The 18,604-nt window shown below is 64.4% G+C and carries 15 protein-coding genes; 12 read left to right on the plus strand and 3 right to left on the minus strand.

Annotation, left to right across the window (positions count from 1 at the left end):
* The first annotated feature begins 18 nt into the window (after positions 1-18).
* Positions 19-918 carry a LysR family transcriptional regulator gene (locus tag AB3G31_RS21200; protein ID WP_367848018.1) on the plus strand — a complete coding sequence of 300 codons (900 nt, stop codon included), beginning with the start codon at positions 19-21 and terminating at the stop codon, positions 916-918.
* 198 nt (positions 919-1,116) lie between these two features.
* Positions 1,117-2,427 (plus strand): MFS transporter, encoded by a 1,311-nt coding sequence (locus AB3G31_RS21205; RefSeq protein ID WP_367848019.1) that lies wholly within the window; start codon positions 1,117-1,119, stop codon positions 2,425-2,427.
* A gap of 71 nt (positions 2,428-2,498) precedes the next feature.
* On the opposite strand, the gene AB3G31_RS21210 is transcribed toward AB3G31_RS21205, so the two are convergent.
* On the minus strand, positions 2,499-3,383 hold the full coding sequence (locus AB3G31_RS21210) for a LysR substrate-binding domain-containing protein (RefSeq protein WP_367848020.1): 885 nt from the start codon (positions 3,381-3,383) through the stop codon (positions 2,499-2,501).
* Positions 3,384-3,493: 110 nt separating this feature from the next.
* Here AB3G31_RS21210 and AB3G31_RS21215 point away from each other — a divergent pair, with 110 nt between their 5' ends.
* From AB3G31_RS21215 to AB3G31_RS21260, 10 genes are all read left to right on the plus strand, one after another.
* Positions 3,494-4,612, plus strand: coding sequence for a TauD/TfdA family dioxygenase (locus tag AB3G31_RS21215; RefSeq protein ID WP_367848021.1), 1,119 nt, complete (start codon positions 3,494-3,496; stop codon positions 4,610-4,612).
* On the plus strand, positions 4,609-5,208 hold the full coding sequence (locus AB3G31_RS21220) for an HD domain-containing protein (RefSeq protein ID WP_367848022.1): 600 nt from the start codon (positions 4,609-4,611) through the stop codon (positions 5,206-5,208). The genes AB3G31_RS21215 and AB3G31_RS21220 overlap by 4 nt, the downstream gene beginning before the upstream one ends.
* Positions 5,209-5,278: 70 nt before the next feature.
* A complete protein-coding gene (locus tag AB3G31_RS21225) occupies positions 5,279-6,649 on the plus strand; it encodes a PLP-dependent aminotransferase family protein (protein ID WP_367848023.1) in 1,371 nt (456 codons plus the stop codon).
* 17 nt (positions 6,650-6,666) lie between these two features.
* Positions 6,667-8,679, plus strand: coding sequence for a CocE/NonD family hydrolase (locus tag AB3G31_RS21230; RefSeq protein ID WP_367848024.1), 2,013 nt, complete (start codon positions 6,667-6,669; stop codon positions 8,677-8,679).
* 61 nt (positions 8,680-8,740) lie between these two features.
* The gene (locus AB3G31_RS21235; RefSeq protein WP_367848025.1) at positions 8,741-9,616 is read left to right on the plus strand and encodes a DMT family transporter; all 876 of its coding nucleotides are present in this window, start codon (positions 8,741-8,743) and stop codon (positions 9,614-9,616) included.
* A gap of 24 nt (positions 9,617-9,640) precedes the next feature.
* A complete protein-coding gene (locus AB3G31_RS21240) occupies positions 9,641-10,561 on the plus strand; it encodes an NAD(P)-dependent oxidoreductase (protein WP_367848026.1) in 921 nt (306 codons plus the stop codon).
* Positions 10,562-10,564: 3 nt separating this feature from the next.
* Positions 10,565-12,046, plus strand: a complete 1,482-nt coding sequence (locus tag AB3G31_RS21245; protein ID WP_367848027.1) for an aldehyde dehydrogenase — start codon at positions 10,565-10,567, stop codon at positions 12,044-12,046.
* Between the two features lie 169 nt (positions 12,047-12,215).
* Positions 12,216-13,511, plus strand: coding sequence for a hypothetical protein (locus AB3G31_RS21250; RefSeq protein WP_367848028.1), 1,296 nt, complete (start codon positions 12,216-12,218; stop codon positions 13,509-13,511).
* 580 nt (positions 13,512-14,091) lie between these two features.
* A complete protein-coding gene (locus tag AB3G31_RS21255) occupies positions 14,092-14,628 on the plus strand; it encodes a GrpB family protein (RefSeq protein ID WP_367848029.1) in 537 nt (178 codons plus the stop codon).
* An 804-nt stretch (positions 14,629-15,432) separates the two neighbouring features.
* Positions 15,433-15,819 (plus strand): DUF488 domain-containing protein, encoded by a 387-nt coding sequence (locus AB3G31_RS21260; RefSeq protein ID WP_367848030.1) that lies wholly within the window; start codon positions 15,433-15,435, stop codon positions 15,817-15,819.
* Between the two features lie 585 nt (positions 15,820-16,404).
* Here the strand turns inward: AB3G31_RS21260 and AB3G31_RS21265 are convergent.
* Both AB3G31_RS21265 and AB3G31_RS21270 read right to left on the minus strand, forming a co-directional pair.
* Complete coding sequence (locus AB3G31_RS21265; RefSeq protein WP_367848031.1) at positions 16,405-17,631, minus strand: M24 family metallopeptidase; 1,227 nt, start codon at positions 17,629-17,631, stop codon at positions 16,405-16,407.
* 35 nt (positions 17,632-17,666) lie between these two features.
* On the minus strand, positions 17,667-18,563 hold the full coding sequence (locus tag AB3G31_RS21270) for a hypothetical protein (protein ID WP_367848032.1): 897 nt from the start codon (positions 18,561-18,563) through the stop codon (positions 17,667-17,669).
* Between the last annotated feature and the right edge of the window lie 41 nt (positions 18,564-18,604).

Below are 18,604 nucleotides of genomic sequence, written 5' to 3' on the forward strand. Positions count from 1 at the left end.
CCTGGTCATAATGCCGCGATGGAACTCACCCCCTTGCGCGCATTCCTGGCCGTCGCCCGCCACGGCCAGCTGGTGCGGGCGGCCGAGCAACTGCACCTGACCCAGTCCGCGCTGTCCAAGCAGATCAAGGGTCTGGAAGACGAGCTGGGCGTGCTGCTGTTTGCGCGCACGCCCACCGGCATGGTGCTGTCCGGCGAGGGGCGGCGGCTGCTGCCCCTGGCCACCAAGACGGTAGAGGCCACGCTGGAGATCAGCACGCTGGCGGCGCAGATGCGGGGCACGGTATCGGGCGGGCTACGGCTGGGCACCATCATCGACCCCGAATCCATCCGCCTGGGCCCGCTGCTGGCGGCCCTGCTGGAGTTTTACCCGCACGTGGACGTGGCGCTGCAGCACGGCATCTCCGGCAGCGTGCTGCAGATGCTGCGCGACGGCGGGGTGGATGCCTGCTTCTTCCTGGGGGCCTTGAAAGACCCGGACATCGCCGTGCGCCAGCTCTGGCTGGAGCACTATGTGGTGGTCGGCCCCGTGGCCTGGGAAGCGCGGCTGCGCCAGGCCGACTGGAGCGACCTGGCGGCCATGCCCTGGCTGTCCATGCCGGTGGGCGGCTCGCAGTACGGCCTGGTGGCCCAGATGTTTGCCGAGCGCGGCCTGAGCCACCGCACCTCGGTGCAGGCCGACCAGGAAGCCACCATGCTGGAGCTGGTGCAGAGCGGCGTGGCACTGTGCCTGATGCGGGAGCGCATCGCCGCGCCCGTCCTGCAGCGTGGCCAGGTGGCACTGTGGCCGGGCGTGCGCCTGCCCTGCCCGCTGTCGCTGCTGTACCGCCGCGCCGACGAAAACACCGCCACCCTCCAGGCCCTGCTGGCCATGCTGCAGGTGGTCTGGCCGGTCGATGAAGGCGATCCAGACTCCTAGGGGTTTTCACCATGCCGCCGCTAGGGCCATCGCGTAAGTCCTTGTCGCCAAAGGCTATTCCCGCAGGTTGAGGCCGGGTTGCCGCAAAGTCACTCGGTGAAACCGGGCTGCCTGCCTAGACTGCGCCCAGACCGGCGTTCCTGGTCGGTGGCGACACGCCACGCCCCTTCCACAAGTCCATCTCCTGGAGACATAAAAATGCCCATTCCCTCCCCTGCCAGCGACGCGCTGGAGAAAGCCACCTACAGCAAAGTCATGTGGCGGCTGATTCCCTTTCTGTTTCTGTGCTACGTGGTGGCCTACCTGGACCGCGTCAACGTGGGTTTCGCCAAGCTGCAGATGCTGACCGACCTGAAGTTCAGCGACACGGTGTACGGCCTGGGCGCGGGCATTTTCTTCATTGGCTACTTTTTGTTTGAAGTGCCCAGCAACATGATCCTGCACCGCACCGGTGCCCGTGTCTGGATTGCCCGCATCATGGTCACCTGGGGGATCATTTCCTCGTGCATGATGTTCGTCACCACGCCCACCATGTTCTACGTGCTGCGCTTCTTTCTGGGCGTGTCGGAAGCGGGCTTCTTCCCCGGCATCATCCTGTACCTGACGTACTGGTTCCCGTCGGCGCGGCGCGCGCGGGTGGTGGCGCTGTTCATGACGGCCATCGCCTTGTCCGGCGTGGTGGGCGGCCCGCTGTCGGGCTGGATCATGCAAGCCTTTGCCGGTGTCAACGGCTGGTCGGGCTGGCAATGGCTGTTTCTGCTGGAAGGCATTCCGTCCATCCTGGTCGGCATCAGCGTGTACTTCTACCTCGACGACTCCATCGCCGCAGCGCCCTGGCTCACCGACGCCGAGAAGCGCCTGCTGATCGACAACATCAGCCGCGACGAGGGAACCCGTGGCGACCACAGCCTGAAGCAGGTCTTCCGCAATGGCCGGGTGTGGCTGATGGCCAGCATCTACTTCTGCTTCATCATGGGCCTGTACGGCATCAGCTTCTGGCTGCCGCAGCTGGTCAAGACGGCGGGCGTGAAAAACGTGCTGGATGTCGGCTTGCTGACCATGATCCCCTACGCCCTGGCCGCCGTGGCCATGGTGCTGGCCAGCCGCAGCTCGGACCGCACCGGCGAACGCCGCTGGCACACCGCCGGAGCCGGTTTCATCGGCGGCGTCGGCCTGATCTTGAGTGGCATGTTCGGTGGCGATCTGCCCCTGGCCATGGCCGCCCTGAGCCTGGCCACCATGGGCATTCTGACCAGCCTGCCCCTGTTCTGGACCCTGCCCACCAGCATGCTGCGCGGCTCTGCGGCGGCGGCGGGTATTGCGCTGATCAACGCGGTGGGCAATCTGGCCGGGTTCGTCAGCCCGTTCATGGTGGGCAGCGTCAAGGACGCCACCGGCAGCACCACGGCAGGCCTGTATGTGCTGGCCGGCAGTCTGTTCCTGGGCGGCATTCTGGTGCTGCTGGCCACCCGGGGCCGCCAACACAGCGCCCGCGTGGCGATTGCCTGATCAAAAAACAGAAGGTTTTAGGGCGCTAGCGCTTATTCCATCAGCGTAAGCAGCTCCTAAAACCATAGTGTTTACGGCACCCGTTCCATCTCCTGCAGGAGCCAGGTTTTGAAGGCCTGCGCCGCCGGGTGCGCCTGGTTGCCCTCGGGGGCGATCAGGTAGTAGGCCTCTTTCATCGGCAGGGCAAACGCCAGCGGGCGCACCAGCCGCCCGGCGCGGATCAGGTCGTTGGCCACCGTGTCGTGGGCCAGCACCACGCCCAGGCCGTTCTGGGCCCATTCCAGGCTCAGCGCCCAGGTGCTGGTGCGGTGCACCACAGGCCGGGCCACCCGGCTCTTGGCGGGGTAGGCCTCCAGCCAGCTGTCCCAGCTTTGCAGCGTGCCCGGCAGGTCGAACAGGCGCTGGCGCAGCAGGTCGTCCAGCCGCTGGATGCGCGCCCCCACCTCGGGCGAGCACACCGGAAAAATGCTGTCCTGCGCCAGCCGCTTGCCCACCCGGCTCTCCCACTTGCCCAGGCCAAAGACGATCTCCACATCGGCCGAATCGCTCTGCCGCTCTTCGGGCCAGATCGAGGTCACCACATTGAGCTGCACCCAGGGGTACTGGTCCATGAAACGGCCCAGGCGCGGGCTGAGCCAAAACTTGGCAAACGACAGGTTCACGTGCAGCTCCAGCATGTCGGGCTCCTTGCGGCCCGTGAGCATGCGGGTGCTTTCCTCCAGCATGGCAAACGCCGCCTGCACCGTGGGCAGGTAGCCCCGGCCCGCGTCGGTCAACTCCAGGCCACGCACCCGGCGCACAAACAGCGGGCGGCCGATGGCGTTCTCCAGGCTCTTGATCTGCTGGCTCACCGCCGACTGCGTCATGTTCAGCTCTTGCGCGGCTGCCGTGAAGCTCAGCGCGCGGGCTGAGGCCTCGAAGGCACGCAGCCAGTTCAGGGGGGGAAGGCGTTGCATGGATTAGCTAGGCATTAGTTTTGCTAAGGTTATAGCGCTGTTTTCTTCGTTTGTCGGTTTCGGGGTCATCCCGCAAACTTTGTCCCTTGCCAACCCACGACCGCCTCGCCATGCCAGAAATCCATATTCTTTCTAGTCCCACCCGGCTGGTGATGCGCACACCAGAGGGCGACACGCCGCTGCCCGCCCTGTGGCTGCGCGCCCTCAGCCCCGACCCTACCCAGCGCGACCCGCTGACCGGCCAGCGCCTGGTCAACCCGCACCTGTTTCCCGAAGACCTGGTGCTCACCGCCGCCCGCTGGGACGGCCCCCGCCTGCACCTGGCCTTCAGCGACGGCTTTGCCGGGCACTATGACGCGGCCGAGCTGCTGGCCGGCACGGTGCTCAGCGAGGGCTGCCCCGCGCCCCAGCCCTGGGCGGCCAACATCGCCTACACGCCGGTCTACCAGTGGCCCGATCTGGCGCAGGACGCGGTGCTGTACCAGGCCTTGAAGGACTTCATCGAGCTCGGCTTTCTGCTGGTGCACGACACGCCCACCCAGCCCGACTCCATCCTCACCATCGCCCGGCGCTTCGGCTTTGTGCGCGAGACCAACTTTGGTGCGTACTTCGAGGTGTATTCGCGCCCCAAGGCGGCCGATGCCATCGACCTGTCGTACCAGCCGGTGGCTTTGGGCCCGCACACCGACAACCCCTACCGCACCCCGGTGCCCGGCATCCAGCTGCTGCAGTGCCTGCAAAACGAAACCTCGGGCGGCCTGTCCAGCCTGGTGGACAGCCTGGCCGTGGCCGCCCAGGTGCGTCAGGAAGACCCCGAAGGCTTTGCGCTGCTCAGCCGCATCCCGCTGCGCTTCGAGCACCGCGATGCCAACACCCAGCTGGTGGCGATCAAACCCATGATCGAACTCGACGGCAGCGGCCAGATGGTGGGCGTGCACTACAGCCCCCGGCTGGACAATATTCCGCTGATGTCCGAGGACGACACCCGCCGCTACCACCGCGCCCGCAAGCGCATGGGCGAGTTGTTTGACGACGATACCTACGCGCTGCGTTTCCGGCTGGAGCCGGGGCAGATGATGGTGTTCGACAACAACCGCGTGCTGCATGGCCGCACGTCTTTCAACCCCGCCGAAGGGCACCGCCAACTGCAAGGCTGCTACATCGATCGCGATGGCCCGCGCAGCCTGTACCGTGTGTTAAACCGCAAATTCACTGGAACCCCCGCATGATCACTGTTGCCAACCCCGCCATGCACGCCGTCAGCTTCACCCAGATGAAAGACGGCAGCACCGAGGAATACCGCTCTCTGCAAAAGCTGGAGCACAACTACGTGCGTGCCCTGCCCGAGCGCCTGCTGCTGGCCCTGCACCGCCTGGGCGACTCGCTGGAGGGCTACCAGGTGAGCCGCCTGGAGCATTCGCTGCAGGCCGCCACCCGCGCCGAGGCCGACGGGGCCGACATGGAAACCATCGTCGCCGCCCTGCTGCACGACCTGGGCGACGAGCTCGCGCCTGAAAACCATTCGCAGTTTGCCGCCGCCATCCTCCGCCCCTACGTGCGCGCCGAGGTCACCTGGGTGGTGGAAATGCACGGCCTGTTCCAGATGCAGTACTACGCCCACCACTACGGCCTGCCCAACGACGGCTACCTGGCCTACCGCGACCACCCCTGGTTTGCCGCCTGCTGCCGCTTTTGCGAACTGTACGACCAGGCATCGTTTGACCCGCACTACCCGAGCAAGCCCCTGGCCCACTTCGAGCCGATGCTGCGCGAGGTGTTTGCGCGCCCGCCGTTCGACCCGGCCATCCTGAAAGAACCCACGTGAAACAGGCCTCTTGTGCTTATTCCATCGGCACAAGCAGCTCTTTTTTCTGTAGCAGATAGGTCGTCTGCCCATGCACTCTGCCCCTGGCGTGGCCCCTAGCACCTCCACGACCTCCTCGATCGCCGAAGAGCTGGCCCAGAAGATCCGGGACGGCCAGCTGTCGGCGGGCGAGAAGCTGCCCGCGCACCGGGTGCTGGCCCAGCGCCTGGGCGTGCCGATCGCCACCGTCAGCCGCGCCTATGCCCAGCTGGAACAGCTCGGCCTGGCGGCAGCCCGCGTGGGCGACGGCACCTATGTGCGCGCCCTCAGCCCCGACGCGGCCGCACCCGTGCCCGGCGCACCGCCCATCGACCTGGCCCACAACGTGGCCATCGCCACCGACGAGGTGCAAGCCCTGCGCCAGGTGCTGGCCGAGATCAGCCAGGACCCGGCGTGCATGGCCGGGGTGCTGGCCTACCAGCCCGAAACCGGCGCCCCGCAGCACCGCCAGGCCGGGGCCGACTGGCTGCGCCGCTTTGGCACCACGGGCGACGCCACCCGCGTCATGGTCACCCACGGCGCGCAGCACGGCCTGGCCGGGGTGTTGCGCACCCTGGCCAAGCCCGGCGACACCTTGCTCACCGAGTCGCTCAGCTACCCTGGCCTGCTGGCCCTGGCCCGGTCGCTACGGCTGCAGGTGATCGGGCTGGAGATGGACGGTGAAGGCCTGCTGCCCGAGGCGCTGGACCAGGCCGCCCGCAGCTTCCAGGCCAAGCTGCTGTTTTGCAGCCCCACGCTGCACAACCCCACCGGCCGCACCCAGTCGCTGGCGCGCCGCGAAGCCCTGGCCGCCGTCATCCGCCGCCGGGGCCTGTGGCTGGTGGAAGACGTGGTGCACGCCGCCGTGCTGGCCCAGCCACCGCCCGCCATCTCGTCCCTGGTGCCCGAGCAATCCTTTCTGCTGGCCAGCCTGAGCAAGGTGATGGCCCCCGGCCTGCGCGTGGGCTACCTGGAGGCCGCCCCCGAGTGGCTGGACAAGGTGGCTGCCAGCATCCGCGCCGACTGCTGGATGGTGGCCCCGCTGATGCCCGAGATCGCCACCCGCTGGCTGGCCAGCGGCGAGGCCGAGCGCCTGATTGCCCTGCAGCGCCAGCAGATTGACGAGCGCCTGGCCCTGGCCCACACCTGCCTGGCCGGGTGGGACTACGCCTGGAGCGCCCACCACCCGCACCTGTGGTTTCCCCTGCCCGAACCCTGGCACGCCAGCCCGTTTGCCGCCGCCCTGCGCCAGGCCGGGGTGCTGGTGCGCACCGCAGAACAGTTTGCTGCTGGGCGCAGCCGCGCACCGCACGCCGTGCGCATCAGCCTGAACACCGCCACCTCGCCCGCGCAACTGGAGCAGGGGCTGCGCACCCTGGTGCAGGTGCTGGAGAGCAGCCCCACCGCCGATATGGCTCCCTGATTTTTAACGCCGCCCCCATGAAAACCGTCAAATCCTTCCCCCGCAAAGTCCAGGAAATCCCCAACACCTTCATTCCCCTGGCCGATGGCACCCGCCTGGCCGCGCGCATCTGGCGGCCGGTGGATGCCGAGCGCCAACCCGTGCCCGCCATCCTCGAATACCTGCCCTACCGCAAGCGCGACGGCACCGTGGTGCGCGATGCCCTCACCCACCCCTACCTGGCAGGCCACGGCTACGCCTGCGTGCGGGTGGACATGCGGGGCAGCGGCGACTCCGACGGCGTGATGCTGGACGAGTACGCTGAAGCAGAGCTGGCCGACGCCGAAGAGGTCATCGCCTGGCTGGTGGCGCAGCTCTGGTGTACCGGAAAGGTGGGCATGATGGGCATCTCCTGGGGCGGCTTCAACGGCCTGCAGGTGGCCGCACGCCAGCCGCCGGGGCTGGAGGCGGTGATCACCCTGTGCTCCACCGACGACCGCTACGCAGACGACATCCACTACAAGGGCGGCTGCCTGCTGGGCGAAAACCTGGGCTGGTCGGCCACCATGCTGGCCTACTCAAGCCGCGCCCCCGACCCGGCCCTGGTGGGCGACCGCTGGCGCGCCATGTGGCTGGAGCGGCTGGAGGCCGAACCCCTGCTGGCCATCCCCTGGCTGCAGCACCCGCACCGCGATGCCTACTGGAAACGCGGCTCGGTGTGCGAAGACATAGGCGCCATCCAGGCCGCCGTGCTGGCCATCGGCGGCTGGAACGATGCCTACTCCAACGCCGTGCCGCGCCTGGTGGCCAGCGTACAAAGCCCTGTGAAGGGGATTATTGGGCCCTGGGCGCACAAGTACCCGCACTTCGCCGTGCCCGAGCCGCGCATCGGTTTTCTGCAAGAAGCCCTGCGCTGGTGGGACCAGTGGCTCAAGGGCGTGGACACCGGCGTGGCGCAAGACCCGGCGCACCGCACCTACATCATGGAGATCGGCCGCCCCGGCGCCAGCGTGGCGCACATCGCCGGGCGCTGGGTGAGCGACACGGTCTGGCCGTCGGACCGGTCCGAGCTGCAGCGCTGGTATCTCAATGCGCAGGGTCTAAGCCAGACCCCGGATGCCAAGGGCCAGCACATCGTCTCGTCCCCGCAGCACACCGGTGCCGACAGCGGCGAGTACTGCATCATCTGGCTCGGCCCGGAGTTCCCCGGCGACCAGCGCCAGGACGACTCGGGCTCGCTTACCTTCGACACCCCGCCGCTGGCCAAGCCCATCGACCTGGTGGGCGCGGCGGTGCTGCACCTGCGGGTCAGCAGCGACCGCCCGGTGGCCATCGCCGCCATCCGGCTCAACAGCGTCTGGCCCGACGGGGCGGTGTCGCGCCTGACCTACACGGTAGCCAACCTGTGCCACCGCAATAGCCATGAGCACCCCGAAGTGCTGGAACCCGGCAAGGTCTACAGCCTGCAGATCGCGCTGGACGACGTGGCCTGCACCGTGCCCAAGGGCCACCGCCTGCGGGTGTCCATCTCCACCAGCTACTGGCCGCTGGTGTGGCCCGCGCCCGAGCCGGTGACGCTGACGGTGCACACGGGGGCCAGCTTTATCGACATACCGGTGCGCAAACCCAAGCGCGGTGAAAAAGCCCCGGTGTTCGCCCCTGCGCAAGCCGCGCCACCGGTGAAGCTGCTCACCGTACAGCCCGCCTGGAATAAGCGCGAGGTCACCACCGACCAGCGCACCGGCGAGCGCCGCATGGCCATCATCGACGACTTTGGCCGCAGCACCAGCACCGAGCACGGCCTGACCACCTGGGGCTGCGGGCGCGAAAACTACCGCATCCTGCCGGACGACCCGCTGTCGGCCCTGCAAGACTGCCACTGGTCGATGGAGACCTCGCGCGGCGACTGGAAAGTGCGCACCGAAACCTACAGCAGCCTGCGCGCGACGAAGACGCATTGGCTGGTATCGGGCAGACTGGAAGCCTATGAGGGCGACACCCAGGTGTTTGCCAAAGCCTGGAACAAGAAGATCCCGCGCAAATTGGTTTAAGCCTTTTAAGCCTCCCATGCCCATCGCATGGGCGTGAGCAGCTCTTATTTTTGAAGCATCTATGCAAACCAAGTATTTCGTCCAGTTGGTGGCCTTGTCTGCCTTGTGGGGTACCACCTTCATGCTGACGCGCCTGGCGGTGCCCACGCTGGGGCACAACCTAGTGGCTGGCCTGCGCATGGCCATGGCCACGCTGGTACTGGGCGCCATCATGCGGGTGGCACGCCAGCCCTGGCCCTGGGCGCAGTGGCGCGAAATGTTTTTGCTGGGCGCGCTGGCGGTAGCCGGGCCGCACTTTTTTTACGCATGGTCGTCGGTGGAGCTGCCTGCGGCCTACGGCTCGCTGCTATCGGTCACCGCGGTGCTGTTTGGGGCGATCATTTCGGCCACCATGAAAGAGGAGGTGCTGACCCCGGTGAAGCTGGTGGGCTGCCTGCTGGGCTTTGGCGGCGCGGCGTTGGTGGTGCAGCTGGGGCCTGTGAACCCCACGCCGCTGCTGGTGCTGTCGGCCCTGGGCTGCGTGGCGGGGGCATCGCTGTCGGGCATGTCCACCCCGTTTCTGAAGCGTGCTACCACCCGGCTGGAGCCGCTGGCCATCACCGCAGGCATGCATGCCACCGGCGCGCTGCTGCTGTTGCCCGGTGCCCTGTACGACCTGCCCCGCGCGCACTTCACGCTGCCCGCCCTGGCCGGGGTGGTGCTGATGGGCACCATGACCTCGGGCATGGCGTACTGGATGTACATGCGCATCATGCGCCACGTGCCCCCGGTGGCGGCGCTGAGCAGCACCTTTTTGGTCACCGGATTTGGCGTGCTGTTTTCCATCATTTTTCTGGGCGAGGCCACCGGCCCCGGCCTGTACGCGGGCGGCGCGCTGATCGTCGTGGCCAGCATGATGGTCATGGGCTTCAACCCGCTGCGCCGCCGGGCCGCGTAATTTTTTAATCCACTGGAGTTAGAGATGGCACTGAACATTGGTTTTATCGGCTTGGGCAGCTTGGGCGAGGGCCTGTGCAACAGCCTGGTGAAGGCGGGCTTTCCGGTCACGGTGACGGACCTGAACCCTGCCTGCGCCCAGAAGCTGCTGGCGGCGGGCGCGGCCTGGGCGGACGATGTGGCCGGGGTCTGCCGGGGCGCGGACGTGGTGATCACCGTACTGCCCTCGCCCGCCATTTCGCGCAAAGTGGTGGAAGGCCCGGGCGGTGTGTTTGAGAACCTGCGTGCGGGCGGAGTGTGGATAGAGATGAGCACCACCGATTTCGAGGACCTGCAGCGCCTGCAAGCGGCCGCCACCGAGCGCGGCATTGCGGTGCTGGAATGCCCGGTCACCGGCGGGGTGCACCTGGCCAACTCGGGCCAGATCACCGTGCTGGTGGGCGGCGATGAGGCCGTGTTCCAGCGCGTGGAGCCGCTGCTGGCGGCCATGGGCGGGCAGATCATCTACATGGGCAAGCTGGGCAATGCATCCGTGGTGAAAGTGGTCACCAATATGCTGGCCTTCATCCACCTGGTGGCCGCGGGCGAGGCCATGATGGTGCCCGCCAAATACGGCGTGGACCCGGATGCCACCTACCGCGCCATCCGCGCCAGTTCGGGCAACAGCTTTGTGCACGAGACCGAGTCGCAGCTCATCCTCAGCGGCAGCTACAACGTCAAGTTCAACATGGACCTGGCCTGCAAAGACCTGGGTCTGGTCAACGGCATCGCCGAAAAACTGGGCGTGCCGCTGGAGCTGGGCAGCATGACGCAGCAGATCTTCCGCCGCGCCCGCGGCCTGTTTGGCAGCCAGGCGCAAAGCCCCGAGGTGGTGCGCATGCTGGAGCAGGCCTGCGGCCTGGAACTGCGCGCGCCCGGCTACCCCACCGAGCTGGTGGCGGAGTAAGCCATGACCCACGAAGACTGGCTGCGCAAAGCCCAAGCGCTGAAAATCGAAGGCCGCCTGTTCATCGAAGGCCGCTACGTAGACGCGCAAGACGGCGGCAGCTTTGACTGCACCAACCCCAGCACCGGTGCCGTGCTGGCCCGCATCGCCCAAGGCGAAGCCAAAGACGTGGATGCCGCCGTGGCCAGCGCCCTGGCCGCCTGGAACGACCGCCGCTGGCGCGGCCAGGCCCCGCGCGAGCGCATGCAGGTGATGAACCGCTGGGCCGACCTGGTGGAGCAACATGCCGAAGAGCTGGCGCTGCTGGAAACCCTGGACATGGGCAAGCCCATCAGCGACATGCTGAACATCGACCTGCCCGAGGTGCTGCGCACCATCCGCTATTTCGCCGAGTGCATCGACAAGGTGGAGGGGGCCGTGACCCACACCGCGCCCGGCGCGCTGCACATGATCCTGCACGAGCCGCTGGGCGTGGTGGGTGCCATCACGCCGTGGAACTACCCGATGCTGATGGCGGTATGGAAGCTGGCCCCCATCCTGGCCGCAGGCAACTGCGTAGTGCTCAAACCCGCCGAGCAGGCCCCGCTGACCTGCACCCGGCTGGCCGCATTGTTCGTGGAGGCGGGCGGCCCCGCCGGGGTGTTTAACCTGGTCAACGGCCTGGGCCCCGAGGCAGGCCGCGCCCTGGCCCTCCACCCGGATGTGATCAAGCTGTCGTTCACCGGCTCCACCCGCGTCGGCAAGCTGCTGATGGGCTACGCCGGGCAGTCCAACATGAAGCGCGTGGCGCTGGAAACCGGCGGCAAAAGCCCGCAGATTTTCATGCCCGACCTGTACGATCTGGACGCAGCGGTAGACCGCGCCGTAGGCGGCATTTTTGACAACGCCGGCCAGGTCTGCAACGCGGGCTCGCGCCTGCTGGTGCACCGCGATCTGCAAGAGGCATTTACCGCCAAATTCATCGCCCGCACCCAGGCGCTGTACCAGCCCGGCGACCCGCTGGACCCGGCCACCACCCTCGGCCCCCTGGCCAGCCAGCCCCACCAGCGCAAGGTGCTGGCCGACATCGCCCGCGGCCAGGCCGAAGGCGCGCAAATGGTGATGGGCGGTACAAACGTCGCCCTGCCCGGCACGTATGTGCCCCCCACCCTGTTCGTCGGCCACAACCGCATGGCCATCGCCCAGGAAGAAATCTTCGGCCCGGTAGCCACCCTCATCCCCTTCGACACCGAAGCCGAGGCCATCGGGTTAGCCAACGACTCCGTCTACGGCCTCGCCGCCGCCGTCTGGACCCGCGACCTGCACCAGGCCCACCGCATGGTCGGGGCGCTGGAGGCGGGCGTGGTCTGGGTCAACTGCTTCGGCGATGGGGACATGACCCAGCCGTTTGGCGGGTACAAGCAGTCGGGGAATTCGCGGGACAAACATGTGGACAGTTTGCTGTCGTACATGCAGACCAAATCGGCTTGGTTCCAGGTGGGGTGAGGGGGGCATCTTAATGCTCAACGCCGCCAGCTATAGTGCCGCACCACTTACGTTGTTTTTCTAGAGTTTTATGGTTCTTTGACCATTCGCTTCAAACCGAGAAATTCTAAGTTTGAGTGGGTTTTGGGGCAATTTATGCCTCACATAATCAGCATATGGAAGGTAGTTTGTGGAAAAAGCTGTTTTGGTAATAATTGGGGCGATTTTTTTACTCGCTCTCTTATATTGGGCATTCAAACTTGGCAAGAAGAGAGTAGCGGTAACGAAGCCCGAGCTCGACGCTGTTTCTACAACGCTTGTAAATGTGCAGCCGTTCACATCGCATATCAGATCGGCATTAGCGAACTTTGAACTCTTAGACGACCAAGGCAAAGTCATGATCGCAAGCAGGGAGTTGGAATGCATGCCCAATAGTGGAGCGGAACTCAAGCCAACCGCCGAAACTGGGAAACTAATTACCCGGCTTGCAAGCGAGTTTTTCAAAGGTGCAGTCAGTATTCCCGGCAAGACGGTGGAAATCGTTTTTCATCCACGAGTTCAAGAAGGTTTACGTGATGGAACTTTCAGCCTAATGCAAACCAGAACCGGTGAAGTATTGGCAGATGCTGTGAACAACGCTTCTGGGAGGATTGTCGGAAAAGGGAGAATAGTTCAGACAGGGCAGGTCAAGCAACTTGCAGCTGGCGCTTTTCAGCTTGCCAGTATCGTGGTGGCTCAATCTCATTTGGCTGACATAGAGCGGTCCCTTAGCGCGTTGAAAGGTGGCATTAATCAAGTCCTGGACAATATGGAGGCATCTGATGTGGCCAGCATCAAAGGGGGCATCGCTTACCTGGAACAAGTCGCAGATCTCATCAAATCGAACGGAGTTCCGGATCAACTGAGCATGCCCCTTCAGGTCACCATTGCTCAGCTCGTTTTATCTTCCAATGTATGGCGTGAGAAGCTTTTTGAAGATGTTCGCAGCCTTATCCACCGGATTGGGGGGCAGCAGGATCAGGACTCGTGGGGTGGAACGGAGAACACCTACAAGGCTCTTCTCTCCCATGCAGATGTTACGGACAAACTGGCAAAGCGTTATGACTTGTACACCGACTTCGTCAGGCTTCTGGACTTCTTACTCATCTATATCGATCCTCTCAAAAAGAACTTTGTACCACCGCAAGTAGACGGAGCTCAGTGGGAGGGTCTTCTCAGCAACTTGCGAGATGGGCTCGCAGCTAAGACAGATGAATTGATTAAGGCCATATTCAACAGCGATGAAATTCTCCAAGCCCGTAAAGACAAGATTAATCTAAAAATGGACAAATTCGTGGAGATTGGTGTAGGTCAGCTTCGAGCATATGAAGCCTTCTCACTCAATTTGTCTCAACGGCTGGACCTTATTTTGTCTGCCTCAGACGGAGTGAAATTAGCAATCGCATTCGATGATGACGGTGAAGTGAAAAGAGCCTCTTTGCAGTAGATTTTTGGTTCAAGTCTTACCCAAAGCTAAATGCAATTCCCTCAGTCCAGCGCCCACAAGCTCGCGACCGGCGCGATGCCCGGCATAGCCGGGCCGATCCCGCTCCCCGGGGTCCCCATCTGTGTGCGCCGAGGAGCACAGCTTTGGGCGGATTAGGGCTGGCGTTGTTTGAGCGCCAGCGAGTTTAGCCAGACCCCGCCCAAAGCGCGCACCGCAGGTTCCCGCAGCGCCAGCGGAGGGCGCAGACAGTTGGGGCGCCTTTCTTTGGGTTACTTTTCTTTTGCGCAAAAGAACAAGTGACTGCGCCGCCGGGGCGCACTACCCGGCCGGGGATGCTGGCAGCCCCCCAGAAAACGTCAACGTCAACCCGCCAATAGGGGTCGGAGCCCAAATGCGGGGTACACCGTGCTCGACCCGCCAGCTTTGATCGCGCAATTGGGATCCGACCCCCATTGGCTAACGCCCGTGCAGTCTGCACATTTTGGTAGTTAAAAATAGAAGCTGCTTACGCTCATCTGGTAAGCACAATCAGCCTTTTTGGTATCTGAAAATGGGCCTAAATTTCTGAAAAACATCCACCATGACCGAACAAGAATCTCTGCTCGCGGCCATCCACGAAGAGGTGCGCCTGCACCCCTATGACCCATCGTGGCCCCCTGCGTTTGCAGCTGAGCAGGCGCGGCTGGCTTCTATGCTGCCAGCTGTGTTCCAGGACATCGCGCACATCGGAAGCACCGCCGTACCCGGCATGCCCGCCAAGCCCATCATTGATCTATTGGCCGGTGTGGAATCCATGGCGTTAGCGAAGTCCATTGCCGCGCAGGTCTGCCAATCGGGCTATACCACATCGGCGGAGTTCAATGCCAGCCTGCAAGACCGCCAGTGGTTCATGCGCTGGGCCGAAGGGCACCGCACGCACCACCTCCATGTGGTGGTGCACGCAAGCGAGGTCTGGCACGCGCATCTGGCGTTTCGCGATGCCCTGCGGTCAGACGCTGCGCTTGCGGCCCGCTATGCGGCGCTCAAATCCGACCTCGCCGCACGCCACACCACCGACCGAGAGGCCTATACGGATGCCAAGGCCGCCTTTATTCGCTCCGCACTGGGCGACGGCTGAGGCGGGCCATGGAGCCGACCACTTCACCGGTATAAATGCTGCGTTTTGGATAGTTAAAAATAGGAGCTGCTTGTGCTGATTGGATCAGCGTAAGAGGGCAATTTGGCATCTGAAAAATGGCCTGAAAGTCTCAAACTAGCGCAATTGCCATCCGTGCTCGCGCCCTAGGCGCGATGCCCGGCAGAGCCGGGCCGATTCCGCTTCCGGGGTCCCCATCTGTATGCGCCGAGGAGCACAGCTTTGGGCGGATCAAGGCTGGCGTTGTCTGAGCGCCAGCGAGTTTAGCCAGACCCCGTCCAAAGCGCGCACCGCAGGTTCCCCGGCGCGGTAGCGACGGGGCGCAGACAGTTGGGGCGCCTTTCTTTTGGTGTCTTTTCTTTTGCGTAAAAGAAAAGATACTGCGCCGCCGGGCGCACTACCCGGCCGGGGATGCTGGCGAGCACCCAGAAACCGTCAACGTCAACCCACCAATAGGGGTCGGAGCCCAAATGCGGGATACACCGTGCTCGATCCGCCAGCTCTGATCGCGCAATTGGGATCCGACCCCCATTGGCTACGATGGCACTTTTGCCGCCAGCACCCGTTGCGCAATCGGGAACCGCACCCATTCGCTTCGACCCGCGGAGTCGAAACAAATTGCTTCTTTTTTGATAGTTAAAAATAGGAGCTGCTTACGCCCATAGGATAAGCACAGGCTGCCGTTTTGGCATCTGAAAATGGACCCGAAAATCTGAAATAGTCTGCTGCACAAACCACGCCAAAGCGCGGCTATAGTTTTGCGGTATTTGTACCAAGGAGCACAGCATGGTGGTTCGCATTGTCCAACTGGGTAGCCCCCGAGACCCGCAAGAAGGCACCCGCATCGGCACGGTGCGCCGGCCCCCGCGCGGGGTGCCCAAAGCCGAGTTTGCGACGGGAAACTGGTACGACGTGTGGTACCCCAACCTGGCCCCCAGCGCCGACACCATGAAGCTGGGCCAGACCGCCGAGACCCCGGAGCAATGGCGCGCTTTCGAGAAAAAGTACAAGGCCGAAATGGCCACCCCCGACAACACCCGCACCCTGGCCCTGCTGGCCACCCTGTCCCACCAAAGCCACTTCTCGGTGGGCTGCTACTGCGTGGAAGAAGCGCATTGCCACCGCTCGATCCTGCGGCATTTGCTGGTAGAAGCTGGGGCCAATGTGCAGTAGCGTTGCGCTACTGTTTTGGTAGTTAAAAATAGGAGCCGCTTGCGCTGATTGAATAAGCGCAGGAGGTCGATTTGGCACCTGAAAAATGGCCTGAAAGTCTCAAACTAGCGCAATAACCATCCGTGCTCGCGCCCTAGGCGCGATGCCTGGCAAAGCCGGGCCGATCCCGCTCCCCGGGGTCCCCATCTGTATGCGCCGAGGAGCGCAGCTTTGGGCGGATCAGGGCTGGCGTCTGTTTGAGCCGAAGGCGAGTTTAGCCAGACCCCGGTCAAAGCGAGCACCGCAGGTTCCCCGGCGCGGTAGCGACGGGGCGCAGACAGTTGGGGCGCCTTTCTTTGGGTTACCTTTCTTTGGCGTTCAAAGAAAGGTGACTGCGCCGCCGGGCGCAACTCCCGGCCGACGATGCTGGCGGGCACCCAGAAAAGGTCAACGCCCACCCGCCAATAGGGGTCGGAGCCCAAATGCGGGGTACATCCCTCTCCAACCGCCAGCTTTGATCGCGCAATTGGGATCCGACCCCCATTGGCTACGAATGCGCGTTTCCCGCCAGCAGCCGTTGCGCGATGGGGATCCGACCCCACCAGACTACCCCAGCAGCCGCTGCTCAAACGGGTAGTCGGACAGCAGCTCGATGCTGCCGTCGTTGCGGATGTAGATCTGCTCTTCGAGCTTGGCACCTTCGCCGCCGTCTTCGTGGCCGATGTAGCCTTCGATGCACAGGGTCATGCCGGGCTCGAACACGCCGTCGTAGCCTTTGGCATCGCTGTCTTCGCGGTGCACGATGTACGGGTACTCGCCGCACATGCCCACGCCGTGGGCCAGCGCGAAGTAGCGCCGGGCCTGGTAGGGCTTGGGGATCTTCCAGGCGCGGGTGGTGTACTCGGAGAAGCTCATGCCGGGTTTCACCAGCTCCATGTTGGTGTGGATCTGCTCGTAGGCCAGCTGGTAGACGGTTTTTTGCGCGGCGTTGGCCTGGCCTTTGCCGCACAAAAAGGTGCGCGAGAAGTCGGCGTAGTAGCCAAAGCGGCCCACCACGTCGGTGTCCAGGCCCACCAGGTCGCCGTCTTCGATGACGCGGGTGCTGCACTCGTGGAACCAGGGGTTGGTGCGCGGGCCGGAGCTGAGCAAACGGGTTTCGATGTAGTCGCCATCGGTGGCGATGATGTGCTGGTGCAGGTGCGACCAGAGGGCGTTCTCGGTGATGCCGGGCACCAGGGCGGCTTCCAGGTTGCGCACGCCCTGCTCGGCGGCGCGCAGCGAGGCGCGGACCATCTTGATCTCGTTGTCCACCTTGATACAGCGGGCGCGCTCCAGCGGCTCTTGCGCGTCTGAGAGGATGTAGCCGTAGGCCTGCAGCGCGAAGGCGGCGGCCGAGGTGGCGCTTTCCAGGGCGATCTTTTTGCCACCGCCGCACTGCTGGATGAGCTCGTGCAGCTCCGCCGCCCAGCGCTTGGTCACGTCACCCAGATTGTCGTTGCAGAAGTAGTACGAGATGGCGGTGGCCGGACGCACTTCGTCGATGGTGTCCAGGCCGTCGGCCAGGAAGTCGCAACCGGCGTACTCAAACATCACCACCTTGCCCTCGGCGGGCACGAACAGGTAGCGCGCCGGGTTGCGCATCGAGTAGACCTGCATGTTGCGCGAGCCGCTGGCATAGCGGATGTGCGTGGGGTCGAACAGGATGCAGGCGGTGAGGTCGCGCTTTTTCAGCTCGGCCTTGACGCGGGCCATGCGGTCGCGCTGGATTTGCGCGATCTCGGCGGCGGTGGGTTCGCAGTCTTCGAGGCGCTGGGTGGGACGGATGAGGGCCATGGTGGGGGGCTTTCGGGTTGTTATAGAAGAAAAAATCAGTCGATCAAGCTGTCGTTGCGTACCAGCTGGCTCTCGGCAATCAAATGCGCCTCGGAGACGCGGCCATACAGCTGGCGGGTGCGCTCCAGGCGGCCCATCACGTTGGGCTTTTGCGAGTAGGCAAAGATGGCGGTATGGCGCTGGATGCTGCCGCTGACCGGGGTGACGCGGTGCAGCGAGAAGCGGCCCTTGAAGAACTGCACGTCGCCGGGGCGCAGCGTGAGCACCTTGACCACGCTACGGTCTTCGCCGCGCACCACCCGGCCCACGCCCTCGTAGTTCTCGCCTTCGGGCGAGCGGATGTTGGGGCAGTATTCAAAGTCGCCGCCCGATTCGGAGCGCTGCGTCATCATCGAGACGATGAACTCGTTGGTGTCGTAGTGCCAGGGCTGCTGGGTGCCGTCGGGCAGCACGTTTTGCACCAGGCCGGCATACGGGTCGGCGTATTCCCACACCCGCTCCTGCTGCAGGCAGGCGGCCACAAACAGCTTCATGGCGCGGGCCACGTAGATGCGGTGGATGATGTAGTCGGCCGGGATCATGTCGCGCGTGACGAAGCCGCTGGTGCGGTCCATGAAGAAGCGGCGCGGGTCGCTGGCGGGCAGGCTGGGGTCGTCATTGGTGAAGTAGGCGTTGGTCTGCTGGCGCGGCGAGAAAAAGGTTTTCTGCGCCAGCACACGGCCTTCTTCGGTCACGCGCAGCATGGCTTCGGGCCGCAAGAAGCCGGGCAGCACGTAGCTGCCCTCGGCGGCCAGCTGCTGGCGGCACATCTCCACCAGCTCTTGCATGCGCTGTGAGCCGGGGGCCTGCAGCGGGTAGCGCTCGGTGTCGACGATGTCGCTCAGGTCCATGCATTCGGCATCGGCCAGTGCGAGGGTGGGAAAAGTGCTCATACAAACTCCAGGATCAATGTGGGGGGAATCATGCGCAGCTG

Source organism: Rhodoferax sp. WC2427, from assembly GCF_040822085.1.
Taxonomy (GTDB): domain Bacteria; phylum Pseudomonadota; class Gammaproteobacteria; order Burkholderiales; family Burkholderiaceae_C; genus Rhodoferax_B.